This is a genomic window from Mesorhizobium sp. WSM3866 (genome assembly GCF_002294795.1).
Classification (GTDB): domain Bacteria; phylum Pseudomonadota; class Alphaproteobacteria; order Rhizobiales; family Rhizobiaceae; genus Mesorhizobium.
Window position 1 is genome coordinate 375,981 of record NZ_NSGC01000005.1, and the last position, 25,723, is coordinate 401,703.

28 protein-coding genes and 1 pseudogene are annotated in these 25,723 nt (G+C 63.2%); 10 read left to right on the forward strand and 19 right to left on the reverse strand.

Features of this window, described 5'->3' with window-relative positions; all coding sequences use genetic code 11:
* Window positions 1–68 precede the first annotated feature (68 nt).
* Window positions 69–302 (forward strand): BolA family transcriptional regulator, encoded by a 234-nt coding sequence (locus CK222_RS14935; protein ID WP_023674714.1) that lies wholly within the window; start codon window positions 69–71, stop codon window positions 300–302.
* Between the two features lie 19 nt (window positions 303–321).
* Here the strand turns inward: CK222_RS14935 and CK222_RS14940 are convergent, their stop codons facing one another.
* Both CK222_RS14940 and CK222_RS14945 read right to left on the reverse strand, forming a co-directional pair.
* Window positions 322–1,521, reverse strand: coding sequence for a ZIP family metal transporter (locus CK222_RS14940; RefSeq protein ID WP_066995154.1), 1,200 nt, complete (start codon window positions 1,519–1,521; stop codon window positions 322–324).
* On the reverse strand, window positions 1,518–2,639 hold the full coding sequence (locus tag CK222_RS14945; protein WP_095800846.1) for a multicopper oxidase domain-containing protein: 1,122 nt from the start codon (window positions 2,637–2,639) through the stop codon (window positions 1,518–1,520). Before CK222_RS14945 ends, CK222_RS14940 begins: the two co-directional genes overlap by 4 nt.
* A gap of 293 nt (window positions 2,640–2,932) precedes the next feature.
* Between CK222_RS14945 and grxD the strand changes: the two genes are divergently transcribed.
* The gene (grxD, locus tag CK222_RS14955) at window positions 2,933–3,268 is read left to right on the forward strand and encodes a Grx4 family monothiol glutaredoxin (protein WP_066995148.1); all 336 of its coding nucleotides are present in this window, start codon (window positions 2,933–2,935) and stop codon (window positions 3,266–3,268) included.
* Window positions 3,269–3,460: 192 nt separating this feature from the next.
* On the forward strand, window positions 3,461–4,660 hold the full coding sequence (locus CK222_RS14960; protein ID WP_066995308.1) for a multidrug effflux MFS transporter: 1,200 nt from the start codon (window positions 3,461–3,463) through the stop codon (window positions 4,658–4,660).
* A gap of 23 nt (window positions 4,661–4,683) precedes the next feature.
* On the opposite strand, the gene CK222_RS14965 is transcribed toward CK222_RS14960, so the two are convergent.
* The 8 genes from CK222_RS14965 to CK222_RS15000 all read right to left on the reverse strand — a co-directional run bounded on the left by CK222_RS14965 (window position 4,684) and on the right by CK222_RS15000 (window position 10,781).
* Complete coding sequence (locus CK222_RS14965; RefSeq protein ID WP_067328314.1) at window positions 4,684–5,094, reverse strand: hypothetical protein; 411 nt, start codon at window positions 5,092–5,094, stop codon at window positions 4,684–4,686.
* Window positions 5,095–5,172: 78 nt separating this feature from the next.
* Window positions 5,173–6,000: an inositol monophosphatase family protein gene (locus CK222_RS14970; RefSeq protein ID WP_067328312.1), complete on the reverse strand. Its 828-nt coding sequence runs from the start codon at window positions 5,998–6,000 to the stop codon at window positions 5,173–5,175.
* Window positions 5,990–6,880: a tRNA 2-thiocytidine(32) synthetase TtcA gene (gene ttcA / locus CK222_RS14975; protein ID WP_176477648.1), complete on the reverse strand. Its 891-nt coding sequence runs from the start codon at window positions 6,878–6,880 to the stop codon at window positions 5,990–5,992. The genes CK222_RS14970 and ttcA overlap by 11 nt, the downstream gene beginning before the upstream one ends.
* 193 nt (window positions 6,881–7,073) lie before the next feature.
* Window positions 7,074–7,691, reverse strand: coding sequence for a 30S ribosomal protein S4 (gene rpsD / locus CK222_RS14980; protein ID WP_066995136.1), 618 nt, complete (start codon window positions 7,689–7,691; stop codon window positions 7,074–7,076).
* Window positions 7,692–8,098: 407 nt separating this feature from the next.
* Window positions 8,099–8,281 carry a DUF3008 family protein gene (locus CK222_RS14985; RefSeq protein ID WP_066995133.1) on the reverse strand — a complete coding sequence of 61 codons (183 nt, stop codon included), beginning with the start codon at window positions 8,279–8,281 and terminating at the stop codon, window positions 8,099–8,101.
* Window positions 8,282–8,340: 59 nt separating this feature from the next.
* Window positions 8,341–9,141, reverse strand: coding sequence for a glutamate racemase (murI, locus tag CK222_RS14990; protein ID WP_067328310.1), 801 nt, complete (start codon window positions 9,139–9,141; stop codon window positions 8,341–8,343).
* Window positions 9,142–9,247: 106 nt separating this feature from the next.
* On the reverse strand, window positions 9,248–9,862 hold the full coding sequence (locus CK222_RS32285) for a DUF805 domain-containing protein (RefSeq protein WP_176477641.1): 615 nt from the start codon (window positions 9,860–9,862) through the stop codon (window positions 9,248–9,250).
* 79 nt (window positions 9,863–9,941) lie between these two features.
* Window positions 9,942–10,781 (reverse strand): RNA methyltransferase, encoded by an 840-nt coding sequence (locus CK222_RS15000; RefSeq protein ID WP_095800848.1) that lies wholly within the window; start codon window positions 10,779–10,781, stop codon window positions 9,942–9,944.
* 203 nt (window positions 10,782–10,984) lie between these two features.
* On the opposite strand from CK222_RS15000, the gene CK222_RS15005 reads away from it, so the two are divergent.
* The 4 genes and pseudogenes from CK222_RS15005 (at window position 10,985) to CK222_RS15020 (ending at window position 13,755) form a co-directional block, all read left to right on the forward strand.
* Window positions 10,985–12,196 (forward strand): NADP-dependent isocitrate dehydrogenase, encoded by a 1,212-nt coding sequence (locus CK222_RS15005; RefSeq protein ID WP_095800849.1) that lies wholly within the window; start codon window positions 10,985–10,987, stop codon window positions 12,194–12,196.
* 3 nt (window positions 12,197–12,199) lie between these two features.
* Window positions 12,200–12,937 carry a hypothetical protein gene (locus CK222_RS31635; RefSeq protein ID WP_141247066.1) on the forward strand — a complete coding sequence of 246 codons (738 nt, stop codon included), beginning with the start codon at window positions 12,200–12,202 and terminating at the stop codon, window positions 12,935–12,937.
* A gap of 1 nt (window position 12,938) precedes the next feature.
* Window positions 12,939–13,055, forward strand: a pseudogene (locus tag CK222_RS33535) (glutathione S-transferase N-terminal domain-containing protein); the annotation flags it as partial.
* A gap of 118 nt (window positions 13,056–13,173) precedes the next feature.
* Window positions 13,174–13,755: a demethoxyubiquinone hydroxylase family protein gene (locus CK222_RS15020; RefSeq protein WP_095800850.1), complete on the forward strand. Its 582-nt coding sequence runs from the start codon at window positions 13,174–13,176 to the stop codon at window positions 13,753–13,755.
* A gap of 10 nt (window positions 13,756–13,765) precedes the next feature.
* On the opposite strand, the gene alaS is transcribed toward CK222_RS15020, so the two are convergent.
* Window positions 13,766–16,435 carry an alanine--tRNA ligase gene (gene alaS / locus CK222_RS15025; protein ID WP_095800851.1) on the reverse strand — a complete coding sequence of 890 codons (2,670 nt, stop codon included), beginning with the start codon at window positions 16,433–16,435 and terminating at the stop codon, window positions 13,766–13,768.
* 268 nt (window positions 16,436–16,703) lie between these two features.
* The gene (recA, locus tag CK222_RS15030; protein WP_067328293.1) at window positions 16,704–17,804 is read right to left on the reverse strand and encodes a recombinase RecA; all 1,101 of its coding nucleotides are present in this window, start codon (window positions 17,802–17,804) and stop codon (window positions 16,704–16,706) included.
* Window positions 17,805–18,084: 280 nt separating this feature from the next.
* Between recA and CK222_RS15035 the strand changes: the two genes are divergently transcribed.
* Together CK222_RS15035 and CK222_RS15040 are read left to right on the forward strand one after the other, a co-directional pair.
* Complete coding sequence (locus tag CK222_RS15035) at window positions 18,085–19,023, forward strand: carbohydrate kinase family protein (protein ID WP_095800852.1); 939 nt, start codon at window positions 18,085–18,087, stop codon at window positions 19,021–19,023.
* 49 nt (window positions 19,024–19,072) lie between these two features.
* Window positions 19,073–19,990, forward strand: a complete 918-nt coding sequence (locus CK222_RS15040; RefSeq protein WP_095800853.1) for a pseudouridine-5'-phosphate glycosidase — start codon at window positions 19,073–19,075, stop codon at window positions 19,988–19,990.
* Window positions 19,991–19,993: 3 nt separating this feature from the next.
* Here the strand turns inward: CK222_RS15040 and CK222_RS15045 are convergent, their stop codons facing one another.
* Complete coding sequence (locus CK222_RS15045) at window positions 19,994–20,317, reverse strand: TfoX/Sxy family protein (RefSeq protein ID WP_095800854.1); 324 nt, start codon at window positions 20,315–20,317, stop codon at window positions 19,994–19,996.
* Between the two features lie 89 nt (window positions 20,318–20,406).
* On the opposite strand from CK222_RS15045, the gene CK222_RS15050 reads away from it, so the two are divergent.
* On the forward strand, window positions 20,407–20,904 hold the full coding sequence (locus tag CK222_RS15050) for a GFA family protein (RefSeq protein ID WP_095800892.1): 498 nt from the start codon (window positions 20,407–20,409) through the stop codon (window positions 20,902–20,904).
* A gap of 8 nt (window positions 20,905–20,912) precedes the next feature.
* Here the strand turns inward: CK222_RS15050 and CK222_RS15055 are convergent, their stop codons facing one another.
* The 6 genes from CK222_RS15055 to sufC all read right to left on the reverse strand — a co-directional run bounded on the left by CK222_RS15055 (window position 20,913) and on the right by sufC (window position 25,716).
* Window positions 20,913–21,431 carry a DUF2199 domain-containing protein gene (locus tag CK222_RS15055; RefSeq protein ID WP_082954037.1) on the reverse strand — a complete coding sequence of 173 codons (519 nt, stop codon included), beginning with the start codon at window positions 21,429–21,431 and terminating at the stop codon, window positions 20,913–20,915.
* Window positions 21,432–21,818: a Fe-S cluster assembly scaffold SufA gene (sufA, locus tag CK222_RS15060; RefSeq protein WP_095800855.1), complete on the reverse strand. Its 387-nt coding sequence runs from the start codon at window positions 21,816–21,818 to the stop codon at window positions 21,432–21,434.
* A gap of 108 nt (window positions 21,819–21,926) precedes the next feature.
* Window positions 21,927–22,319: an SUF system Fe-S cluster assembly protein gene (locus CK222_RS15065; protein WP_095800893.1), complete on the reverse strand. Its 393-nt coding sequence runs from the start codon at window positions 22,317–22,319 to the stop codon at window positions 21,927–21,929.
* Between the two features lie 5 nt (window positions 22,320–22,324).
* Window positions 22,325–23,566, reverse strand: coding sequence for a cysteine desulfurase (locus tag CK222_RS15070; protein ID WP_095780629.1), 1,242 nt, complete (start codon window positions 23,564–23,566; stop codon window positions 22,325–22,327).
* A gap of 94 nt (window positions 23,567–23,660) precedes the next feature.
* Window positions 23,661–24,935, reverse strand: a complete 1,275-nt coding sequence (gene sufD, locus CK222_RS15075; protein WP_095800856.1) for a Fe-S cluster assembly protein SufD — start codon at window positions 24,933–24,935, stop codon at window positions 23,661–23,663.
* Between the two features lie 25 nt (window positions 24,936–24,960).
* Window positions 24,961–25,716 carry a Fe-S cluster assembly ATPase SufC gene (gene sufC / locus CK222_RS15080; protein ID WP_066995090.1) on the reverse strand — a complete coding sequence of 252 codons (756 nt, stop codon included), beginning with the start codon at window positions 25,714–25,716 and terminating at the stop codon, window positions 24,961–24,963.
* Between the last annotated feature and the right edge of the window lie 7 nt (window positions 25,717–25,723).

Here is a 25,723-nt window from a genome sequence, read left to right on the forward strand (position 1 = left end):
AAAGGCTCTACGCTTATCCCCGACTCTCATCGCACGGGCTGCGCCCGCTCGAAAACAGGATTTCTGCCATGGCAATGGATGCGCACGACATCGAACGACTGATCAAGGAAGGCATTCCGGACGCCAAGGTGACAATTCGCGATCTGGCTGGTGACGGCGACCACTACGCTGCCGAAGTGGTGGCCGAGAGCTTCCGCGGCAAAAGCCGCGTCCAGCAGCACCAGATGGTCTATGACGCGCTGAAAGGCAATATGGGCGGCGTGCTGCATGCGCTCGCCCTGCAGACCAGCGTTCCGGACTGAGTGTTGACGCCGCGGTTGTTCAGATCTTTACCAGCATCGCCGTGAGGTACATGAAGCCGACCCCGGCTGTCAGCCCGGCCATCGCAGCCGGTGCGAGCAAGGCGCGCGAGCCATCGGGGCGCTGGCGAAGCTGCAGCGAAACCATCTCGACGATCACTTGCAGGATCGCTCCGGCGCCGATCGCCAGCGCCAGCGCCGACCATTGTGGCGCATAGGCGAGGCTGCCGATCCATAGGCCGACGACGGCTGGACCTCCCGCGAGCAGCGTCAACATGGCGAACGTCCTGAGCGGCGGTCGCTGCTTCAGGATCGGGGCGGCGATGGCGATGCCTTCGGTGATGTTGTGCAAGGTGAAGCCAAGCACCAGGAACGTGCCGAGCCCGGCTGCGCCCGAGACGAAGGCGGCGCCGATCGCCAGCCCTTCGCCGAGATTGTGCAGGCCGATGCCGAGTGCGATGAAGGTGGCAAGCGCCAGCCCGGTCGGTGTCCCGCTGCGCCGGCCTGCCGCCATGAGCAGAAGGAAACTGGCGGTGGCTGCGAGTACGATCATGGTCGACCCCTGGAACAGGGCGGCTGCTTCGCCGGCCAGTTCGAACGCGTCCTCGAGCGTGTCGACGAAAAGGAAGGCGAGCAGACCGACGGTCATCGACAGGAGAAAGTCCATGCCGTTCCGCCCGACCCCGCGTAGTGCCGGATAGAACATCAGGCCGATCGCCACGGGCAGGATGCCGACAAAGCCGCCCAGCACCGCTTGCGCGGCAAAGCTAGGTGAACTGCGCGTCGGTGTGGGTACGGCGACGGCGATATCGTGCCCGAATGTTGTCCCGGTACTGGTTACGACATTGATCGCATGCGCCTCCCCCAGCACCCAGGGGTATGGCAGGCTGATCCATGCCGTTGCGCCGCGCGGGATCGGCCCCGGCGGATCCTGCGTGAACTGCCAGTAAGCGTCGTCGACCTGGACCTGTGCGATCGTCATCGGTTCCGACCCACCGGCCCGCACGAGGATTCGAATGCCGTCGTTTCCGATAATTGTCCGCTCGAAGGTCAGGTTCTCGACCGGCGGCGCGCCGTTGCGAAAGCTGGCCAACGGGTCGGAAGAGACCATCCACGCAACCGCGAGCCCGAGTACGGCGAGCGGCAGTACTATCCAGAGCAGAGAGAGCCAGCGCGGCCGACCGGCCTGTGTATCCCGGGAGGTGCTACTGACATCGGTCACGACAAGGCCTCCACGACGTCGAACATGCCCGACCAGCCGAGTTCGGTAAACTCCGACTGGTGGGGATGGAACATGTAGAGGCCTGGCTCGTGCTCCCTGAAATGGAACTCGAGGATACCGCGCTCGGCCTGGCACTGGGTGATCAGATCGACGGTCCTGAGTGTCGGCGTCAGCGTCGTGCCCTGATTGTAGTAGTCGAAGAAATTGGCATGCAGATGGAAGGAGTTGATCGGGTCGAACTCGACCACGTTCACGAGATAGATCCGGACAGGCTTGTCCTTCAGCACCCGTATCGGATTCTTCGCGTAGGCATGGGCGACGGTGTTGACGGCATAGACCTCGTTCTCGTTGTCGAAATTGGTGTCGAAGGCGTTCATCACCATTACGAATTCCTGCCAGCCGGCATTCTCCGGCGTGCCGAGCAGGCGCGAGCGGGCGACCGCCTCGTGCTCCGGATGCCTGGCGGGATCGGGATCGATGATGAAGGCGCCGTACATACCTTTCTGGATGTGCCGCTTCAGCGGCAGCGCATGGCAATGATAGAGGTGGCAGCCGAACGGCCTGGCGTCGAACTCGTACACGAACTCCTCGCCCGGCCCGATCAAACCGGCGCCCGGAACGCCGTCCATCCGTGCTGCGTGAATGCCGTGGAAATGCATGGAATGCGGATGCGAGCCGTTGTTGCGGAAGACGATCTTCAAGCGATCGCCTTCGGTGGCCCGCAGCGTCGGCCCCGGCACGCGGCCATTGTAGGTCCAGGCGGGGAACAGGATGCCGGGCGCGATCTCGATCTCCTTGTCCTCGGCCGTGACCTCGAAGCTGCGCAGTGTCCGCCCGTCCGGCAGCGTCGACACCGTCCCGGTCTCCCAGTGGCTCAGCAGCTTCACCGGATCGAATCCGTTGCGGCTATCCTCGACCTCGCCGACGGTGATCATCGCCCCATGCGCGGACAGGTGCGCCGGCTGCGGTTCGGCCGCCCCTGGCGTTCCGTGACCGGCGTGGTCGGTCTGCCCGCGCGCCGCGGTCGCCATCACCGCCGTACCGCCGGCCGCCAGGCCACCGGCCAGAAGCAGCCTTCGATCGAGCTTTTGTTCCAGCAGCGATTTCGTTTCGCGCATATCCGCGTTCCTCCAAGGCACTGGCAAGGATAGCGCATGCTTCAAGATTTAGCTATAGCTATAATTCTGGCGCGTGCGCACCTGGGAAACCGTCAGCGGCACCGGGACAAGAGAACCGGCCTGCCGGCCCGCTTGTGGGAAGAGTTCCGGCTGGCGGATTTGGCCCAATGGCGGACCAAAGCTTTGCGCCATTTCGGGTGCGTCGCGGCTAACGTCTTGTTTCAGCCAACCTATGGGTTTATTTGATGGACATGCTTCGAGCCTGACTCCCACAGGCGTGAAAGGATTCCCCCATGAGCGGCATCAACGACTACATCGACAGCGAAGTGAAGAGCAACGACGTCGTGCTCTTCATGAAGGGCACCCCCGGCTTCCCGCAGTGCGGGTTCTCCGGCCAGGTGGTGCAGATCCTCGACTATGTCGGGGTCGACTACAAAGGCGTGAACGTGCTGACCTCGGCCGAGCTGCGCCAGGGCATCAAGGACTATTCCAACTGGCCGACCATTCCGCAGCTCTACGTCAAGGGCGAGTTCGTCGGCGGTTGCGACATCGTGCGCGAGATGTTCCAGGCCGGCGAGCTGCAGGATTTCCTGGTCGAAAAAGGCGTCAGCGTCAAAGGCGCCGCCTGATTTGAGCTCGCGCTGGCCGGCCCAGCCGGCTGCGCGATGACATCCGGGGCCGCCCCACCTCGGCACTTTGGCTTTCGAACTCGAGAACGAGACGAATTGATGCGCCGGTCGACCGGCGCGTGTTCGTTTGATTGATCGGATTTTGCCGTGGACAATCAGGCACTAGCGCAGCAGTCGGCAAAAAGCTTGCCCATTCCGCGCTGGGAATTCATTGCGCTCTGCGCGGCGCTGATGGCGCTCAATTCGCTCGCCATCGACATCATGCTGCCGGCACTGCAGCAGATCGGCGCCTCGCTCGGCGTCGAGAATGAAAACCACCGCCAGTATGTGATCACAGCCTACATCCTTGGCTTCGGCACCGGTCAGCTCTTCTTCGGTCCGGTTTCCGATCGTTTCGGCCGCCGTGCGCCGCTGGTCGCCGGCCTGATCATCTATGTGGCGGCGGTAGCGGCCGCTGCTGTTGCTCCGACCTTTGCCACCCTGCTCGCCTGCCGTGTCGTGCAAGGCATCGGCGCGGCGGCCACCCGCGTCATCGCTGTCTCCATCGTGCGCGACACCTTCGAGGGCCGCCGCATGGCCGAGGTCATGTCTCTGATCTTCATGGTGTTCATGGCGATACCGGTCGTCGCGCCCGGCATCGGCCAGTTCATCATGCTTTTCGCCACCTGGCACTGGATCTTCGTCACCATGGCCGTCGGCGCGCTCATCGTGTCGGCATGGTCGCTGTTGCGCTTGCCGGAGACGCTGCATCCGGAATACCGGCGGCCCTTAACCGTCAACGCCGTCGTCGGCGGCTTCCGCATCGTGCTCACCAACCGCATCGCGCTTTGCTATGCCTTTGCCAGCACCTTCATCTTCGGCGCCATGTTCGGCTTCATCAATTCCGCGCAGCAGATCTATCTCGAAGTCTTCCATGTCGGCGAGCTGTTTCCGCTGATCTTCGCCGGCGTCGCGGGCGTGCTCGCCTTCTCGAACTTCCTCAACGCGCGGCTCGTCGGCAAGGTCGGCATGCGGCGCCTGTCGCAGAGCGCGCTGCTGCTCTTCCTCGCCATCAGCCTGGTCTGGCTCGTCGTCTCGCTCGAGATCGAGATGCCGCTCTGGCTGTTCATCGCCTTCTTTGCCGGCGCGATGGTTCCATTTGGCTGTCTCGGCGCGAATTTCAACGCGCTTGCGATGGAGCCGCTCGGCGAGCTTGCCGGCACGGCGTCCTCCATCCTCGGCTTCATGCAGACCTTTCTCGGCGGCCTGCTCGGAACGCTGATAGGCCAGGCCTATAACGGCACGGTCACGCCATTGGCCGCCGGCTTCTGCAGCGTTTCCCTCGCCGCCCTGCTGATGATCCTGATCGCCGAGCGCGGAAGGCTGTTCCAGCCCCACAATCCGCCGGTGTGAAACCCTCGCCTACGGCCACCCGCTCAGGATTTTCGTTCAAGCGCAACCGTGAAGCGGGGCGAAAGTATGCGCCCTGCGATCGCCTCGCCCATGCTCTCGGTAAAGGGTAACGGCAGGGCCTTATCGAGAGCCTCGAGGACTGAGGCAACGAAGGCTCTGTTCAATGCATCGTTCGATCCGAGTACGGAGAAGGTCGCGCGCGGCTTGCCAATGAGCGTTCCGTCTCGGCGGAGCGAGAACCGCAGGGTCAAGGACAGGCCGGCAGTTCCGCGGGGCGGCCGCCAGCAGGCGTAAATGGCAGCCGACATTTCCGCCATGGAGTTTACGGGATCGCGACTGCCGCAGGCGCGCTCCCGTGCCGCTGCTTCGTCAGCACCCGTGATCGTCACGGCGATGGCGAGAGCCAGAGCGACCATCGCGGACCGGGTGCCCATTCACATCTCCGGATTTGCGTGAGGTCGTAGGTCGACATCTTCCAGGCGACCGGCTGGCCCTCGCTGGCGCAATCGATCCTATTCCGCCCAGAGCTCGCGCCGCAGTTCGTTCCAGCTATCCTTGTCTGGCGCAACCAACAACCCGCCGTCGACATGCGACGGCAGATAGGCATCGCCGTCGATCCGCGCCGCATAACCACCGGCCTCCTGATGGATCAGCACGCCGGCCAGATGGTCCCACGGCATCAGCTTGTTGTAGACGACGAAATGCGCATGGCCGCTCGCCAGCAGCCGGTATTCGTGCGCGGCGCAACGATAGCCGAACTGCGACAGCGCCTTTGTGTGGTTGCGGGCGAGCCGCGAGCGCTCCGGTTCCTTCAGATACTGCCACGAGATCGCGCCGGTCATCTCGGCGATCGGCACCGGCTCGGCAACCCGCACCCTCTCCAGCGCGCCATGTGCGTGGCGGATATGGCTGCCCGCCCCCTTGGCGCCGATCAGCCAGTCGTTGCCGACCGGATCGTGGATGATGCCGGCAACCGTCTCGCCGTTGACCACGACGCCCAGCATGACGCCGAACAGCGGCACGCCGGAGGCGAAGTTGAAGGTGCCGTCGACCGGATCGATGACGAAGGCGAGTTCGGCATCGCCGAGCCCTTTGAGCAAGGCCGGATTGTCGGAACAGGCCTCCTCGCCGAGGATCATCGCTGAAGGGTAACGCTCGCGCAGCCTGGCAGTGATCAGCCTTTCGGCGTTGACGTCCGCCTCCGTCACCAGATCGGCGGCCGAAGTCTTCTGGCGAACGTCGCCCTCGCCCAATCGGCGGAAGCGCGGCATGATTTCGGCCTTGGCTGCGTCGGCTAGAAGCTCGGCCAGCCAGTCGATCGCTTGCATGTCAAACGTCATTGGAAATGTCTTTTCCCATGGTAAGGCGCGCATCGAGCGCGGCGAAGTCGAACAGTTTTCGGTCGAGCAGATGCGAGGGCCGCACATTGGTCATCGCGCGGATCATCGTGTCCTTGCGGCCAGGCATGCGCTTCTCGATATCGTCGAGCATCGCCTTCATGGCGTTGCGCTGCAGCCCTTCCTGGCTGCCGCAGAGATCGCACGGGATGATCGGGAATTTCATTGCAGTGGCAAATTTCTCGAGATCGGCCTCGGCGCAATAGGCGAGCGGGCGCAGAACCATGACGTCGCCCTCGTCATTAAGAAGCTTCGGCGGCATGGCGGCGAGACGCCCGCCATGGAAGAGGTTCATGAAGAAGGTTTCGAGGATGTCCTCACGGTGGTGGCCTAGCACCAGCGCGGTGCAACCCTCCTCACGCGCGATGCGATAGAGATGGCCGCGCCTCAGCCGCGAGCAGAGCGAGCAATAGGTGCTGCCTTCGGGCAGCTTGTCGGTGACCACCGAATAGGTGTCCTGGTACTCGATGCGATGCGCAATGCCGTTGGCGCCGAGATAGTCCGGCAGGATGTGCTTCGGGAAATTCGGCTGACCTTGGTCGAGATTGCAGGCAAGCAGCTCGACCGGCAGCAGCCCGCGCCATTTGAGATCGAGCAGCAAGGCAAGCAGGCCATAAGAATCCTTGCCGCCGGAGAGCGCCACCAGCCAGCGCTCGCCGGGTTTCACCATGGCGAAGTCTTCGATCGCCTGGCGCGTGAGCCGCAGCAGCCGCTTGCGCAGCTTGTTGAACTCGACCGAGGATGGCACGTCGCGGAACAGCGGATGGAATCCGCCGTCCGGCTCGTCGGCGATCGGCTCAAGCGATTTGACGTTTGGCAGCATATTCATGGCGCAGGTGCCCACGGTTCTGTTGCCGCTTCGCTTAGAGCATTTTGCAGCCAAGTGGAATCACTAGCCGTCGCGGAATTGCGGCTAAAAAAATGACCAGGGTGGAATTGCCGCCCTGGCCGACGCGACAAACAAAGAAAAGGCCGCCTCGAGGGCGGCCTTGGATGGGTGTCGCCGATTGGTCGGATCAGCGCGAATAGAATTCGACGACCAGGTTCGGTTCCATCTGGACGGCGAACGGAACATCCGCCAGGCCGGGAACGCGGTTGTAGGTCGCGGTCATCTTGTTGTGGTCGGCCTCGATATAGTCCGGCACGTCACGCTCGGCCAAGCCTACCGATTCCAGCACGATGACGAGCTGCTTCGACTTCTCGCGCACCTCGATGACGTCGCCCGGCTTGCAGCGGTACGAACCGATATTGGTGCGCTTGCCGTTGACGTTGACGTGGCCGTGGTTGACGAACTGGCGGGCCGCGAAGATGGTCGGCACGAACTTGGCGCGATAGACGATCGCGTCGAGACGCGACTCGAGCAGGCCGATCAGGTTCTCGGAGGTGTCGCCCTTGCGGCGGTTGGCTTCCTCATAGACCTTGCGGAACTGCTTTTCCGAAACGTCGCCATAGTGGCCCTTGAGCTTCTGCTTGGCGCGCAGCTGCAGGCCGAAGTCGGAAAGCTTGCCCTTGCGGCGCTGGCCATGCTGTCCGGGGCCGTATTCGCGCTTGTTGACCGGGGACTTCGGACGGCCCCAGATATTTTCGCCGAGACGGCGGTCGATCTTGTATTTCGCGGATTCGCGCTTGCTCATCGCATTCCCTTTCAAAACGATATGACCCGGGGCCCCATGGCTCCGGGTGAAGGAAACGCGCCCTCCTCTGGCCTCCGTTTTCGAGGCCTGACAGGGTTTTCCCACGCAACGCGACGGAAAACCCACGGGACACGTCAGTTCGAACAAGACCGCCGACAGACTGGCTTCCGGTGAGGTCTTGCCCATGCAAAAGAAACCACCGGACGTCGCCGCCCGGTGTTGGTGGCCCTGTTAAACAGAGATTTAACCGGTGTCAAGCTCGTGATCGGCGACGCACCGGCTCCACTATTCTGCCGTCAGAAAGCCGCAGCCCGGCGAAGGCACTGGCATGGCCGCAAGCAGATCCGCCACGTCATGGCATGCCGCGGTTTCCTATCCAGGCACCAACTTGAGAGCCAGGCAGGAGTTCATGACTTCTTGCTAGGCAGTCCCTTGCGTTTGGTCTCGGCGAACTCCTCGAGTTGCTTCTCGCTCATGGACTCGTACATCTCGCGCGAAGCACCCTTAAGCTCGGTTTTCTTGGTCTCGCCGCGCTTGGCCGAAAGGGCTGCGCCGGCTGCCTTCTGTTGGGCTTGCGATTTGGCTGGCATGCGATTTCTCCCTGTGCGGTAGTGGGAAGAGAAACGCTGCGGCGCTATCGCAGTTCCAGCTAGCGCGAGGTCAGCCCAAAGCCCTGGATGAGCCTGCGCGTGGCGAAATCCACCTTACCAGAGGTGAAGAGGGCGATATCGGGCTCGGTCTCGCCCGACGGTTCGCCGATAGGCTGCAGCAGCGACATGGCGCGCCGGGCAATGGCTTCCGCCGGATCGATCCAGTCGACCGGCCACGGAGCGGTCTTGCGCATGCGGTTGGCCAGGAACGGATAATGCGTGCAGGCGAGCACGACGATGTCGGTGCGCTGCCCGTCGTGCTCGATGAAGCAGGGCGCGATCTCGGCGCGCACGGCTTCCTCGTCGACAAAACCTTCGCGCATATAAATCTCGGCCAATGCGGCAAGCCTGTCGCTGCCGACGAGCCGGACATGGCATTTCTGCGCCCATTTGCTGATCAGGTCACGCGTGTACTGACGCTTAACCGTGCCCGGGGTCGCCAGCACCGAAACCAGGCCGGACCGCGTGCGCTCGGCCGCCGGCTTGATCGCGGGCACCGTTCCGACAAACAGATGACCGGGAAATTTTTCCCGCAGCGCATCGATCACCAGGGTCGAGGCGGTGTTGCAGGCGATCACTGAGATCGCCGGCTGCAGACGGTCGAGCAATTTGCCGAACAGGGCGAGTATGTGCTCCTTGAGCGCCGGCTCTTCCCATGCGCCGTAAGGAAAAGCCGCGTCGTCGGCGACATAGACGAAGCGCCGATCCGGCATCAGGACGCGCGCCTCGCGCAGCACCGTCAGTCCGCCGACACCGGAATCGAACATCAGGATCGGACGCTGGTTTGATCGATCGTTCATTGTCATCCGACTACAGGAAGAAGCTGACCCGAGATTTGGCCAACCGCGCTTCTATCCTGAACGATCATGGTCTTGAAGTGGCAGATGCCAGCAGCTTTTGCGCAACTCAGAGCCCCCGCTTGCCGAAGCCGGCGGGTCGCGCCCGGCCAAACGGCTGCGGCGCCGGCGCCGGCGCCGGACGCGCGGGTTGCGCAGCAGTCCGTGGCGCAGCTGGAGCGACGCTCGCTGTCGCCCTCGCGGGGCGCGCCTCCGCCGGCAACGAGCCTTCAAAGTCGAAAGCCTCGGTCAGCTCATCGATGTTGCTGCCGGCCACAGGCTTTGCCCACAGGATCGTGCACCAGAGGCCGAATATGGCAAGGCCGAGCAGGTTCAGGCCACCGGGCGCGCTCTCAGGATTGCCAAAATCGATAACCAGAAGCGTGCCCGCCTGCAGCAAGCCATAGATGCCGGAAAAGACGATATAGGACCAGAGGATCCAGCCTGAACCATCGGCATCGCGGCTGCGGCGCCATGCGATGTTGCCGCGCAGCGCGACGAAGACGAGCGACACAACAAGCGCGGCGCCGGCCAGGCTTTGCCGCGACGGACCCGGCATCGAATTGATCAATCCCGCGAAGCCGGTCGTTGCGGCAATGCAGAGCACGATCGCTACCGCTTCCGCTATGAACAAACCTAGCGAATAGAAGAAGAAATGCAGACGGCCAATATTGGACGTAAACATCTGCTGCCCCATCGTTTCGAGAACGATGAGCCAAACCGCATAATATTCGGTTACCTTGAAGGTTCGGAGCTTACGGATTTTAACTTTCTTTGTCCGTTGTTCGTTTGCGCGTAGCCGGCGCCCGCCTCGGATCATTCCCCGGTGAGCCGTCGCCGCGCGGCATTGCCGGCGAGAACCTGTCGAGCGACGAGATGATGCCGCGCAGCACCTTCAACTCGGGCTCAGCGAATCCCGCCCGCGTCAGCACGGCGCGCAGATTGTCGACCATCTTAGGCCTCTTCTCTTCCGGGCGGAAATAGCCGCGCGCCTCAAGAGCGCCTTCGAGATAGGTGAACAGGCTGTGCAGCTGTTCCTTGGTCGCCGGAACGAGCTCCGGTCCGGCGAAGTTGGTCGCGGTCTCTTCGGCAAGGCCGGATTTCATCCATTCATAGGACATCAAAAGCACGGCCTGTGCGATGTTGAGCGAGGAGAAGCCGGGATCGACGGGAAAGGTGACGATCTCGTCAGCCAGACCAACCTCTTCATTGTAGAGGCCAAAACGTTCACGGCCGAACAGAATTCCGGTGCGCAGCCCCGCCTGCTCGCGGGCCCGGAGCGCCCTGCCCGCATCCACCGGACCGCGCACCGGCTTGAAGCCGTCACGCTCGCGGGCGGTGGTGGCGAAGACGAAGTTGAGGTCGGCCACTGCCGAGGCAAGGTCGTCGAACACCGTTGTCGCATCGATGACGTGGTCGGCGCGGCTGGCGGCGGCGCGCGCCTTCTCGCTCGGCCAGCCGTCGCGCGGATTGACCAGGCGCAGCTCAGAAAGGCCGAAATTCGCCATGGCGCGCGCGACCATGCCGATATTCTCGCCGAGTTGCGGCTCGACAAGGATGATCGCCGGTCCGGCGGTCTTGGCGGTGTCGTTTGCGGCTGGCATGGCTCTCCGTACATGAGGTTTGCGGCGTTTCGGCGTCCCCTGCCACATCCGGGCCTGAAAATGAAGCATTCACAAGCGCGACACCGGTCTGCGATCGGCTGATCGCGGTTTGCGCGCTCAAAAAGGCTTTGATATACGCTGCCCAACCTCGGCCGAAGCCACGGGCAAGGCCGTTCAGATCCCCAGCAACGAGGCATTTTTCCATGGCGAAGATCAAGGTGGCGAACCCGGTCGTCGAGCTCGACGGCGACGAGATGACCCGCATCATCTGGCAGTTCATCAAGGACAAGCTGATCCACCCCTATCTCGACATCAAGCTGGACTATTTCGATCTAGGGATCGAGAACCGGGACGCCACCAATGACCAGGTGACCGTCGACTCGGCCAACGCCATCAAGAAATACGGCGTCGGCGTGAAATGCGCGACGATCACGCCCGACGAGCAGCGCGTCGAGGAATTCAAGCTGAAGAAAATGTGGAAGTCGCCCAACGGCACCATCCGCAACATCCTCGGCGGCACCATCTTTCGCGAGCCGATCATCATGAAGAACGTGCCGCGCCTGGTGCCCGGCTGGACCAAGCCGATCGTCGTCGGCCGTCACGCCTTCGGCGACCAATACCGCGCCACCGACTTCCGCTTCCCGGGCAAGGGGAAGCTGACAATCAAATTCGTCGGCGAGGACGGCCAGGTGATCGAGCATGACGTCTTCGATGCGCCGGGCGCCGGCGTCGCCATGGCCATGTACAATCTCGACGAGTCGATCCGCGAATTCGCTCGCGCCTCGCTGAACTATGGCCTGCTGCGCAACTTCCCGGTCTATCTCTCGACCAAGAATACGATTCTCAAAGCCTATGACGGCCGCTTCAAGGACATCTTCCAGGAGGTCTACGAGAAGGAATTCGAGGCCGAGTTCAAGGCGAGAAAACTTTGGTACGAGCACCGCCTGATCGACGACATGGTCGCCTCCAGCCTGAAATGGTCGGGCGGCTATGTCTGGGCCTGCAAGAATTATGACGGCGACGTGCAATCCGACACCGTGGCGCAGGGCTTCGGCTCGCTCGGCCTGATGACCTCGGTGCTGATGACGCCGGACGGCAAGACCGTGGAAGCGGAAGCCGCCCACGGCACCGTTACCCGCCACTACCGCCAGCATCAGAAGGGCGAGGAAACCTCGACCAACTCGATCGCCTCGATCTTCGCCTGGACGCGTGGCTTGGCCCACCGCGCCAAGCTCGACGGCAATGCCGAGCTCAAGCGCTTTGCCGAGACGCTGGAAAAGGTCTGCATCCAGACCGTCGAGGGCGGCTTCATGACCAAGGACCTGTCGCTGCTGATCGGCCCCGACCAGCCCTGGCTGTCGACCACCGGCTTTCTCGACAAGATCGACGAGAACCTGCAGAAGGCGATGGGGTAAGAAGTGCCGAGCCTTGTTGCCAGCGAAAGGGGTCGCCTTTGCGCTGGCAACAATGCCGACCTCTGCCAGGCTATTTTCAAGGTGCACGGGCTAAGCGGCCGGAGGAGCCGCTCCGTCTGGTCCAGCGATGAGCAAGCACCTCCTTACTACCCCAATGCCGCCACTTTGGATGCCGATGCCATACCGATCCAACTTGCAGAAATAGCCAGACTGACATCTGTTCTTGCCACCAGCTTTTCGGTCAAGGATTGCTTCTGCCGTCTGGATCTCCGACCGCTCGGGTTCAGCCAACTCTTCGAAGCAAGCTGGATCTGGATGGACCTAAGGCGTCCAACGACGACCCCCTCCGGTTGGGAACGTGTTGGGGACGCAGCCAGCTTGGAGATGTGGGAACTTGCCTGGACGGATGGCGCAGGTTCCTCCAGCGGCCGTGTCTTTCCGACCGCAGTTCTGGCCGACCCTGCCATCGCCATCCTTGGCCGACGGACGGCCGACGGCTTCACCGCCGGCTGCATAGCCAATAGATCCGAGCTCGTGATCGGGTTGTCAAATGTCTTTGCCACGGATGGCAATTCGACCTATCGAGATGCTGTGCAAGCCGCAGCCAATACGTTTGCTGAAAGTCGCGCGCTGGTCGGGTATGAACGCGGCGGCGGGCTGGATGACGCACTGGACTGCGGCTTTCAGACCACCGGCACCCTGCGCGTCTGGATACGGGACAGCCAAGCCAAAGAGGAATGAAGTGGCAAAGCCTCTTCTCTACGGCGCCCATTACAGCGTCTATGTCCGCATCGCGCGAATGGCGCTCAATCAAAAGGGCGTCGACTACGAGCTCGTCCCTCTCGACATCTTCACGGCCGAAAGGGCGTCAATTATCGGCTATTTCCTCAAGGTCGCCGAAGGGCGAAAGCTGCTTGCCCGCTTTCCAGACTTGCAGGACCGGTGGGATCGCATCGTCAGGCGGGCAAGCTTCTCCAATGCATGAGCTTTCCGGTCGCGAAGCGCTGACCACAGCCAGGATAGTCCGGGTCAACCACGCAGGCGAGTTTGGAGCGATCAGGATCTATTCAGCGCAAATCTTTGTCGCCCGGCACTTTTGGCGCGATTGCGTGCCGTCTTTGTCGGAGATGCTTGGACACGAGCGCCAGCATTGCGCCGCCTTCCGTGCCGCCATGCCAATGCGAAACTCGCGTCCATGTCGCGTCATGCAGTTCTGGAGCTGGGGCGGCTGGCTGTTGGGCTTTCTCACCGCCCTGCTCGGCCCACAAGGCATCTGGGCATGCACCGCCGCTGTCGAAGCGACCGTGCACCGCCATCTTGACGACCAGCTCTACTATCTAGCCGGGCGCGATCCCGGACTGCACGCCATCATCCTGTCGATCCGCGAGGAAGAGCTGGCCCATCTGCGTCACGCCGAGGAGCATCTGCTGGCACCAGGCCCGCTGCTTCTCCTCCTGCGCGCGGCGATCGCCGTCGCCACGGATTGCCTCATCTGGCTGTCCACCTGGGGCGACTCTGTCAGAATGGCGCGCGCCCTGAAAGCGGCAAAGCCTTCCTGACACAGGAACACTAAGCGGCTTCGAGCGCCGCCTTTACCGCCGCGATGGCGTCGTCCGCCTTGGAGGCGTCGGGGCCGCCGGCTTGCGCCATATCGGGACGCCCGCCGCCGCCCTGCCCGCCAAGCGCGGCGGACGCAACACGGACGAGATCGACAGCGCTGAAGCGGCCGGTCAAGTCGTCGGTGACGCCGACCACCACGCTCGCCTTGTTGTCCTCGCCGGCGCCGATAAAGACGACCACGCCGGAGCCCAGCGTCTTCTTGCCGGCATCCGCAAGCGGCTTCAGGTCCTTCGGCGCGACACCGCTGACCGCTTTGCCGAGGAAGCCGACACCCGCAACCGTCTCGTTGGTGGCCGGAGCATCGGCAACGGCCGCGCCGCCGCCAAGGGCCAGTTTCTTGCGCGCCTCGGTGAGCTCTTTCTCGAGTTTCTTGCGCTCCTCGAGCAAAGTCTCGACACGCGCCGGAACGTCGGCCGGCGAGATCCTCAAGGTCGCCGCGGCTGCCTTCAGGCGCTTGTCCTGCTCGTCGAGATGCTTGCGCGCCGCCTCGCCGGTCAGCGCCTCGATGCGGCGCACGCCGGCGGCGACCGCGCTGTCCGACAGGATGCGCACAAGGCCGATATCGCCGGTCGACCTGACATGCGTGCCGCCGCAGAGCTCGACCGAATAGGGACGGTTGGCCTTGGCGCCGTGCAGGCCGGTGCCCATCGAAACGACGCGCACCTCGTCGCCGTATTTCTCGCCGAACAGCGCCATCGCGCCCTCGGCAATGGCATCGTCCACCGACATCAGCCGCGTCGTCACCGGGCTGTTCTGCACGACGATCTCGTTGGCCATGCGCTCGACATCCTCGAGCTCCTCGGCCGAGATCGGCTTGTTGTGGGAGATGTCGAAGCGGAGGCGATCAGGCGCGACCAGCGAACCCTTCTGCGCGACATGGGTGCCCAGCACCTCACGCAGCGCCTCGTGGATGAGATGCGTCGCGGAGTGATTGGCGCGCAGCTTCGAACGGCGCGCGTGATCGACCTTTAGCTCCACGGCAGCGCCGGTCTTGATCGTACCGCGCGTCACCTTGCCCAAATGCACGAAAAGCCCGTCGGCCTTCTTCTGCGTGTCGGTGACCTCGATCGAGAAGCCGTCGCCGGAAATCATGCCGCTATCGCCCATCTGACCACCGGATTCGCCATAGAACGGCGTCTGGTTGACGACGACCGCAACCGCGTCGCCCTGCCCCGCGCTGTCGACGATCTTGCCATCCTTGACCAGGGCCTGGATCAGGCCTTCCGCCTCTTCCGTCTCGTAACCGAGGAAATCGGTGGCGCCGGTCTGCTCGCGCACCGGGAACCAGACCGTCTCGGTCGCCGCTTCGCCCGACCCCGCCCAGTGCGCGCGCGCTTCCGCCTTCTGCCGCTCCATCGCAGCGGTGAAGCCGGCAAGATCGACCGAGATGTCGCGTTGGCGCAGCGCATCCTGCGTCAGGTCGAGCGGGAAGCCATAGGTGTCGTAGAGCTTGAAGGCCGTCTCGCCATCCAGCATGTCGCCGGCGTGTAGCTGTTCCGTCGCCTCCGAAAGCAGGCCGAGACCGCGGACCAGCGTCTTGCGGAAGCGCGTCTCCTCGAGCTTCAGCGTCTCGGTGATCAGCGCTTCGCCACGCACCAGTTCCGGATAGGCCTGGCCCATCTCGCGTACCAGCGCCGGCACCAGCTTCCACATCAGGGGCTCCTTGGCGCCGAGCAGTTGCGCATGGCGCATGGCACGACGCATGATGCGACGCAGCACATAGCCGCGGCCTTCATTGGAGGGCAGCACGCCGTCGGCCACCAGGAAGGATGACGAGCGCAAATGATCCGCGATCACGCGGAACGATGCTGCATTCTCCTGGTTGTGACCGTGCCCGAGCGCCGAGCATGCCGCATCGATCAAATGCCGGAACAGGTCGGTCTCAAAGACGCTCTCCACTCCCTGAAGGATCGAAGCCATGCGCTCCAGGCCCATGCCGGTGTCGATCGACGGGCGCGGCAGGTCGATGCGCTCGTCTTTCGTCACCTGCTCATATTGCATGAACACCAGGTTCCAGAATTCGAGGAACCGGTCGCCGTCCTCTTCCGGGCTGCCGGGCGGACCGCCCCAGATATGCTCGCCGCGATCGATGAATATCTCCGAGCACGGACCACAGGGACCGGTGTCGCCCATCGCCCAGAAATTGTCAGAGGTCGGAATGCGGATGATGCGATCGTCCGAGAAGCCGGCGATCTTCTTCCAATAGCCGGCCGCCTCGTCGTCTGTGTGATAGACGGTGACCAGAAGCTTGTCCTTCGGCAGGCCGAATTCCTTGGTGATCAGGTTCCAGGCAAGCTCGATCGCGCGCTCCTTGAAATAATCGCCGAACGAGAAATTGCCGAGCATCTCGAAAAAGGTGAGATGGCGCGCGGTGTAGCCGACATTGTCGAGATCGTTGTGCTTGCCGCCGGCGCGCACGCTCTTCTGCGCGGTCGCGGCGCGCGAATAGGACCGCTTCTCCAGGCCGGTGAACACGTTCTTGAATTGCACCATGCCGGCGTTGGTGAACATCAGCGTCGGATCGTTGCGCGGCACCAGCGGGCTGGAGGCAACGATCTCATGACCCTCCTTGCGGAAGTAGTCGAGGAATGTCGACCGGATCTCGTTCACGCCACTCATGGATACTGCCTTTTCGCGAAAACCGCCGGCCAGGCCGGCGGCAAATGGGCTTTCGTGTGTCAGAAGATAGATTGGCCTTTTAGCCGTAGCTCTTGACCCTGTCCAGAAACACGGAACCAAGGCCAATCCTCCGGCTGGGCGGCCTGTGCCCTCGCCCCCAAACGTAAACCGCCGGCACGAAGGCCGGCGGTTCGAACGCAGTACTAGGGAACTCGATTACATCAGCTTTAGATAATGGATCCGGATTATGGCCGAACTCCGGCAGTGCCTACATCGCGCCAGCCTCGTCCTCGAAGCTGTCGTCACCACCGCCTTCGGAGCCGCCGTTCTCGAGGAATTTTTCGGCGATCAGCCCGGCATTCTGCCTCAGCGCCAGCTCGATCTCGCGCGCCGTGTCCGGATTGTCGCGCAGGAAAAGCTTGGCGTTCTCACGGCCCTGACCGAGACGCTGCGAATTGTAGGAGAACCAGGCGCCCGACTTCTCGACCACGCCGGCCTTGACCCCGAGATCGACGAGCTCGCCGGTCTTCGACACGCCCTCGCCATACATGATGTCGAACTCGACCACCTTGAAGGGCGGAGCCAGCTTGTTCTTCACCACCTTGACGCGGGTCTGGTTGCCGACCACTTCGTCGCGATCCTTGACCGAGCCGATGCGGCGGATGTCGAGGCGCACCGAGGCGTAGAATTTCAGCGCGTTGCCGCCGGTCGTGGTTTCCGGCGAGCCGAACATGACGCCGATCTTCATACGGATCTGGTTGATGAAGATGACCATGGTGTTGGAGCGCGAGATTGACGCGGTCAGCTTGCGCAGCGCCTGGCTCATCAAGCGGGCCTGCAGGCCGGGCAGCGCGTCGCCCATCTCGCCCTCGATTTCGGCGCGCGGCGTCAGCGCCGCCACCGAATCGACCACCAGAACGTCGATTGCGCCGGAGCGCACCAGCGTGTCGCAGATCTCCAGCGCCTGCTCACCCGTGTCGGGCTGCGAGATCAGGAGGTTTTCGAGGTCCACGCCGAGCTTGCGGGCATAGACCGGATCGAGCGCGTGCTCGGCATCGACGAAGGCGCAGATACCGCCCTTCTTCTGGGCTTCCGCAACCGTGTGCAGCGCCAGCGTCGTCTTGCCCGAGCTTTCCGGCCCGTAGATTTCGATGATGCGGCCGCGCGGCAGCCCGCCAACGCCGAGCGCGATGTCCAGCCCGAGCGATCCCGTCGGCACGGTTTCGATCTCGACCACCTGCTCATTGGCGCCGAGCCGCATGATCGAGCCCTTGCCGAAAGCGCGCTCGATTTGCGACAGCGCCGCATCCAGAGCCTTTGATTTGTCCACTGCCTTATCCTCTACAAGCCGCAAACTATTCTGAGCCATGATACATCACCCCTTGGTCGTCAATGAAGGCCGGACAATCCGTGATCCCTGCCAGTTTGTACCTTTTTTGTTCTCATCTGGCAAGAGGCAGCAAATGACTGGAAAACAAATAATATCTGGATTTGTTCTATTTTTGTCTCACTAGAGATGGCGTGAACCAGTGCTGCTGATCCAAGCGAGATCTCGTTATCCGGGCGGCCCGAATCGCGACCCGATTGCGGGGCGATGCGCGGAAACCTAGTGTGCGCACGCAAACAATCAACGAGGTCACCTCCGCGGCATGCCGACATCCCCAAACATCCTGGCGCTGGGCGGCGCCCATATCGACCGGCGCGGCCAGGTCTCGGGCCCTTACGTGCCCGCCGCATCCAATCCCGGCATCATGCGCGAGGATGTCGGCGGCGGCGTCTTCAACGCGCTGCGCAGCATTGTGAAGCGCGGCGTCTCGGCCTCGCTGCTTTCGGTGCGCGGCGGCGATGCGGCGGGTGAGACCGTCGCATCGGCGATCGACGAGGCCGGCATCGCCGACCTTTCGGCGGTGTTCCTCGACCGCACGACGCCGAGCTACACTGCGCTGATCGACAGCGAGGGGGAGTTGATCGTCGGCTTTGCCGATATGGGCCTTTACGACCTCGCCTTCCCCAAGCAGATCCGCCGCGCCAAGGCGCGCGAGGCGATCGCCGAGGCAGACGCGATCCTCTGCGACGCGAACCTGCCAACGGCGGCCCTCGAGCGTCTGGTTGCGCAAGCCGGCGACAGGCCGATTTTCGCCATCGCCATCTCGCCGGCCAAGGTGGTGCGGCTAGCGCCGCTGCTCGGCAATCTTTCGCTGCTGTTCATGAACCGCCGAGAGGCGGCGGCGCTGGCTGGTGCGGATATTTCCGGCCGCGATCTTGTCGGGGAACTCAGGCGGCTGAGCTTGACGGCAGGCGTGATCACGGCCGGCAGTGCTCCGGTGCTCGGCTTCGACCAATCGGGCGTCTTCGCCATCGACCCACCCGCCCCGCGACGAGTTTCCGACGTAACCGGCGCCGGCGACGCCCTGACCGGAGCAACGGTTGCCGCGCTGCTGCGCGGGCTGCCTTTGCGGAAGGCACTGCGCGAAGGTGTTGCCGCGGCGATGCTCGCCATCGAGAGCGCCGAGGCGGTACCGTCTTTCACCGCCGGCAGTTTTGGCCAGGCGCTTGCCCTTGTGCCCGAGGCACGGGTGGTGGCATAGGGCCACAAACTATCTTGCCGGAGTGTTTTCTCCGGAGTGGAGAACGGACATGACGCCCGAAACCGCCCGCCCCTTCATCGACATTCATCCGCCAGTGGCGGAGGCGCTTGCCGCCGGGCGGCCTGTGGTGGCGCTGGAAAGCACCATTATTACCCACGGTATGCCATACCCCGACAATGGCGCGATGGCCGCCAAGGTCGAGCAGATCATCGCCGAGAGCGGCGCCGTGCCGGCGACGATCGCCGTGGTCGAAGGACGCATCAAGCTTGGCCTTTCCGATGGCGAGCGCGAATCGCTTGCCATGACCGGCGACGCCATGAAGCTGTCGCGTGCCGATATCGGCTTTGCCGTCGCCCAAAAGCGCATCGGCGGCACCACCGTGGCCGCCACCATGATCGCCGCGCACATGGCTGGCATAAAGGTCTTCGCCACCGGCGGCATCGGCGGCGTCCACAAGGGCGCCGAAAAGAGTTTCGACATCTCGGCCGATCTCGACGAGCTGGCGCGCACGCCGGTCATCGTCGTGTCGGCCGGCGCCAAGGCGATCCTCGACATCGAAAAGACGCTGGAAGTGCTGGAGACGCGCGGCGTGCCAGTCATCGGCCATGGCTGCGAGACCATGCCGGCGTTCTGGTCCAGGCAATCGCCCTTCCGCGCGCCGCTGACGTTGCATGCGCCTGAAGATATCGCACATTTCTACCGCACGCGGCAGGCGCTGGGCTTGGGCGGCGGCATTCTGGTCGCCAACCCGGTGCCGCAGAACGACGAGATCCCGGCAGCCGAGATGGACGGCTACATCCAGGCCGCGCAGAAGGCGGCCGAAGCGCAGAACATCACCGGCAAAGCCGTGACGCCGTTCCTCCTGTCGAAGATTTTGGAGCTCACCGGCGGCCGCAGCCTCAAGACCAACATCGCGCTGGTCGAGAACAATGCGCGGCTGGCGGCGGAGATCGCGAAGGCGCTGTAGGCCTTATCTGCCCGCGCGCCGCCCCGCTTCATAAGCGCGCCGCGCCCAGACCGCCATTTCGTCGGGATCGTCGAAGGCGCTGTCGGGAACGCTCCAATAGGGCATCGCCACCTCCTTGCCGTGCCGCGAGCCGGTATAGGTCCATTGGCTACAGCCAGCGGCCTCGAATTCGGGGATCGTCTCCTCGTCGGCCTTCGGCATCAGTTCGCCGCGCACGACCACCGCGACGATGACGCCGTCGCAATAGATTCCCTTGCCGCCGAACAGTTTTCGGATGCTGATCGGCCCCAGGCTCTCGAACAATTCTTCGAGGCGGTCATTGTCCATGCCGCAAGCATCTCATCCGGCGTGGGCCTTGTCATCGCAGCAACCAACAGCATGCTGACAGCTCGAGACATGAAATGGAGTTTCGCGCCATGCCTGTCCTGCTCAAAGGCTCCTGCCGCTGCGGCGCCGTCCGCTTCGAGGTGGAAAGTCACACGCCCGTGCCGTTCATGCTCTGCTACTGCTCGATCTGCCGCAAGCAGCAGGGCGGCGGCGGTTTTGCCATCAATCTCGGCGCCGACAACGAAACGCTCAAGGTCACCGGCAAGCCCAATCTCGGCGTCTACCGCGCTGAGATCGAGGACGACGAGCATCCGCACTGCGAGGTCTCGACCGGCGAGCGCAATTTCTGCAAGACATGCGGCGCCGCGCTCTGGCTCTACGACCCGACTTGGCCGGACCTCGTCCATCCCTTCGCCTCGGCGATCGACAGCGACCTGCCGAAGCCGCCGGAAAAGGTGCACCTGATGCTGAAATACAAGGCGAGTTGGGTCGAGCCGGCGATCGGCGAGAACGACAAGGTGTTCGAGGTCTATCCCGAAGAATCGATCGCCGACTGGCACAAGCGCACCGGCTTGTGGATGGACTAAGCCTGAATCTAAGAGCGATGGGTTAGCGCAACCCAGCGCTCGATCTGCCTCACATCCACCCCTTCGCGCTGCGCGGCGACCAAGGGGTGGTCTGCATCATGCAGAAAAACCCTGGGACGCAGATTGCCGGGCTGAAACACAACATTGGCATGCAGGTGCATCGAGCTCGGATACTCAGGAATGTCGTGCATCAAATACCCGAAGCAGAGCTCGTCCTCATATTGGCCGCTATCATACCCGGCTCGATAGACATTCCAGCTTCTTTCCGAGACCGACATCCAAACACCGAAACAGAACTCTTCGGACAACTGAGGTACCGGCAAGGGCAGCAGGCAACGAATGAAGCGGTCTGTTTGCCCCGTGGCGTAGCTCACCACGCAAAAATCGTCGTTCCTGCGGAAAGTCGACCGAGCTACTTCGTCAAGCGCGTCTGGATTCACCGGTGCGCCAAAGGCTATATCGGTGGGAAGTCCGGTGAACTCCTGGTCACAGCAGGCACATCGCCAGCGATATGCCTCGGCGCTCACCTAAGCAGCGCTTGAAGCGCGCGCCTCCGCCAGCGCCTTGAGATCGGCCGGCTTCAGCTCGACGGATTCGCCGCAGCCGCAGGCCGAGGTCTGGTTCGGGTTCCTGAAGGTGAAGCCGGTTCGCAGCGTCGTCTGCTCGAAATCCATCTCGGTTCCGAGCAGGAAAAGCGCCGCTTCCGGCGCGACATAGACGTGCGCGCCGTCGCGCTCGATATGATCGTCCTTGGGGTTCGGCTCGGTGACCAGATCGACCGTGTATTCCATCCCGGCGCAGCCGCCCTTCTTGATGCCAAGGCGGATCCCATGCGCGTTGTCGCGCGTAGCGACGATCTCACGCACGCGGTCCGCGGCCTTGTCGGTCATCGTGATGACGGCGAAGCGTCCCATGTCATTCTCCACGTTCGCGCGGGTTCAAGGCCCGCGGAATGAGTCTGCCTTTAAGATGGTGAAGTTTCACCTTTGCTGCAAGCCAGCCAACCTTAGTGGGGTCGCTGGCTAGTACCATCCAACCGCGACCTGCGCCTCTTCCGACATCCGGTCGGCTGTCCACGGCGGGTCGAACACCATGTTGACCTCGACCCCCGAAACCCCCTCCACGGCGCCGACGGCGTTCTCGACCCACCCCGGCATTTCGCCGGCCACCGGGCAGCCCGGCGCGGTCAGCGTCATGTCGATCTTGACCGTCCGGTCGTCCTCGATGTCGATCCTGTAGACGAGGCCGAGCTCGTAGATGTCGGCCGGGATTTCCGGATCGTAGACCGTCTTCAGCGCCGAGACGATATCGTCGGTCAGCCTCGCCAGCTCATCGGCGGGGATCGCCGAGGCCGAGACGAGGCCGTTACCGGCCGTTTCCGGCGCGGTTTCTGCGGTGGTGCTCGCATCTTCCATGGTCGTCACCCGAAGAACTTTCGCGCCTTTTCCAGCGCATCGGCCAAAGCGTCGACTTCGGCCCTGGTGTTATACATGCCGAACGATGCCCTGCATGTGGAGGTTACGCCGAAGCGTTTCAACAGCGGCTGGGCGCAATGCGTGCCGGCGCGGACCGCGACGCCTTGCCTGTCTATAAGCATCGACACGTCATGGGCGTGGATGCCCTGCAATTCGAACGAGATGATGGCGCCCTTGCCGGGCGCGTCGCCGAAGATGCGCAGCGAATTGATGGCGCGCAGCCGCTCGTGCGCGTAATTCTTGAGGTCCGCCTCATGCGCCGCGATGCGCTCGCGGCCGACCTTTTCCATATATTCGAGCGCGGCCCCCAGCCCGATCGCCTGCACGATCGGCGGCGTGCCGGCCTCGAAACGGTGCGGCGGCTCGTTGTAGGTGACGATGTCTTCCGTCACCTCCTCGATCATCTCGCCCCCACCCATGAAGGGCCGCATCGCTTCCAGCATGTGCTTCTTGCCGTAGAGCACGCCGATGCCGGACGGCCCGTAAACCTTGTGGCCGGTGAAGACGAAGAAGTCGCAATCGAGGTCCTGCACGTCGATCGGCATATGCACGGCGCTCTGGCTGCCGTCGACGAGCACGGGAATTCCACGCGAATGCGCGATGCGCACGATCTCCTTGATCGGCGTCACCGTGCCCAGCGCGTTCGACATATGGGTGATGGCGACGAGTTTTGTGCGGTTCGTCAGCCGCTTCTCGAATTCCTCGATATGGAAGGCGCCGAGATCGTCGACCGGCACCCAGACAAGCTTCGCGCCCTGCCGCTCGCGGATGAAATGCCAGGGCACGATGTTGGAGTGGTGTTCCATGATCGAGAGCACGATCTCGTCGCCCTCGCCGATCCTCGGCATGCCGTAGCCATAGGCGACAGTGTTGATTGCCGAGGTGGTGTTGGAGGTGAAGACGATGTTGTCGGTGCTCGGCGCATTGAGGAAGCGGCGTACCGTCTCGCGTGCTTTCTCATAAGCATCGGTCGCGGCATTCGACAGAAAATGCAGGCCGCGATGGACATTGGCGTAGTCCTGCGAATAGGCGTGCTGGATCGTGTCGAGCACCACCTGCGGCTTCTGCGCCGAGGCGCCGTTGTCGAGATAGACCAGCGGCTTGCCGTAGACCTGCCGCGACAGGATCGGGAAGTCGCGGCGGATCGCCTCGACGTCGTAGGGAGCGGTTTCGATCTTCTGATCCATCACAAGGTCTTTCGCCTCACTCCGTCCGGCACCCTCATCCGTCTTGGCGCTCTGCGCCAATCCACCTTCTCCCAAGTAGGAGAAGGGCAAAGCGCTATCCGTGCGTCGAAAACCAGGCGTCGAGCCGCGCTTCGAGCGCATCGACTAGCGCCTCGTCGTCCAGTTCCTCGATCACTTCCGCGACAAAAGCCTTCACCAGCAGCCCTCGAGCCGCCTTTTCCTCGATGCCGCGCGCCATCAGATAGAACAGATGGTTGTGGTCGATCTCCGTGACCGTCGCGCCGTGACCGCAAACGACGTCGTCGGCGAAGATTTCCAGCTCCGGCTTGGTCGAGAACTCACCCTCGTCCGACAGCAGCAGCGTGTTGCACGCCATCTTGGCGTTGGTCTTCTGCGCGTATTGGTGCACGTTGATGCGACCCTGGAAGACACCCCGCGCCTTGCCGGTCACAACATTGCGGATCACTTCGGTCGAAGCGGTGTGCGGCACGGCATGGTCGAGCACCATGGTGGTGTCGGTATGCGTGTCGCCGGCCAGAAGGTTGATGCCGCGCAGCTTGAAATCGGCGCCCTCACCAGTCGTCCTGACCACGACTTCCTGGCGCACCAGCTTGCCGCCGGCGTTCATCACGAACAGCGTCAGCTTCGCGTCCTTCCCAATATGCGCCTTGAACTGAGCAAGGTGCGTCGCCGTGTCCGGCTGCTCCTGCACGATCAGCCAGGTCACCTCGGCGCCGTCGCCGACCACGAGCTGGCTGACCGAACTGACGAGCGCGGCTTCGCCGCCCTCGCCCGTCTGGCGCTCGACGATGATTGCCTTGGCGCCGGCACCGACACGTGCCAGGAGCCGCACATGCGTCTGGCCGCCGCCCTGCAGGTTCTGCAGCTCGATCGGCTTTTCCAGCTCGGTGCCGTCGGCGATATCGACGAAATAGCCGTCGGCGACGAAGGCCGTGTTCAGCGCGCCGATTGCGTCATCGGCGCCATAGCGATCGAGCCCCGGCGCGACACTGCCGTCGGTGAGCTTCTCCGACAGGCGCTGCACCGTGACGCCTTCGATCTCGGGAGCCTTGGCGCTCGAAACGCCGTTCAGCACCGGCAGAACGGCCGAACCGTCGAGGACCGGATCGAGCGCCTTTGCGATGTCGCCGGCCTCGAAGGCCGGCACCGAGGTGAGCAGCCGGCGCAGGTCCGTATAATGCCAGGATTCGACGCGGCGCGTCGGCAGGCCGTGCTTGATCGCCTCGATCGCGTCGTCGCGCTTGACCATCACCGCGCCGTCGCCGGGCAGCAGCGATAGCCGCTCGCCAAAGGCGTCGATCAGCGCCGTTTCGGCCAATGTCCGCTGGGGCTGTGCGTGCATGTTCATTGCTCTTGCCTCACTTGGCCCCATCTCACGCGGCTTGCCCGATCACGCCGGCATAGCCGTTGGTTTCAAGATCGAGCGCCAGCGACTTGTCGCCAGACTTGATGACCTGGCCCTTGTAGAGCACGTGCACGCTGTCCGGCACGATGTGCTCGAGCAGGCGCTGGTAGTGGGTGATGACGACGATCGCGCGCTCCGGCGAGCGCAGCGCGTTGACGCCATCGGCGACGATCTTGAGGGCGTCGATGTCGAGGCCTGAATCGGTCTCGTCGAGCACGCAGAGCTTCGGCTCGAGCAGCTTCATCTGCAGGATCTCGGCGCGCTTCTTTTCGCCGCCGGAGAAGCCGACATTGAGCGGCCGCTTCAGCATGTTCATGTCCATGTTGAGCGAAGCGGCGGCGTCCTTCACGCGCTTCAGGAATTCCGGAACCTTCAGGGGCTCCTCGCCGCGCGCCTTGCGCTGCTCGTTCATGGCCACTTTCAGGAATTCCATGGTTGCGACGCCCGGTATCTCCATCGGATACTGGAAGGCAAGGAAGATGCCGGCGGTAGCACGTTCGGCCGGATCCATTTCGAGGATCGACTGGCCGTTATAGAGGATGTCGCCTTCCGTGACCTCGTAATCCTCGCGGCCGGCAAGGATGTAGGACAGCGTCGACTTGCCCGAACCGTTCGGGCCCATGATGGCGGCAACCTCGCCGGCTTTGACCGTCAGGTTCAGGCCACGGATGATCTCCGTGCCGTCCTCGACGATGCGGGCATGCAAATTCTTGATCTCAAGCATATTTTTT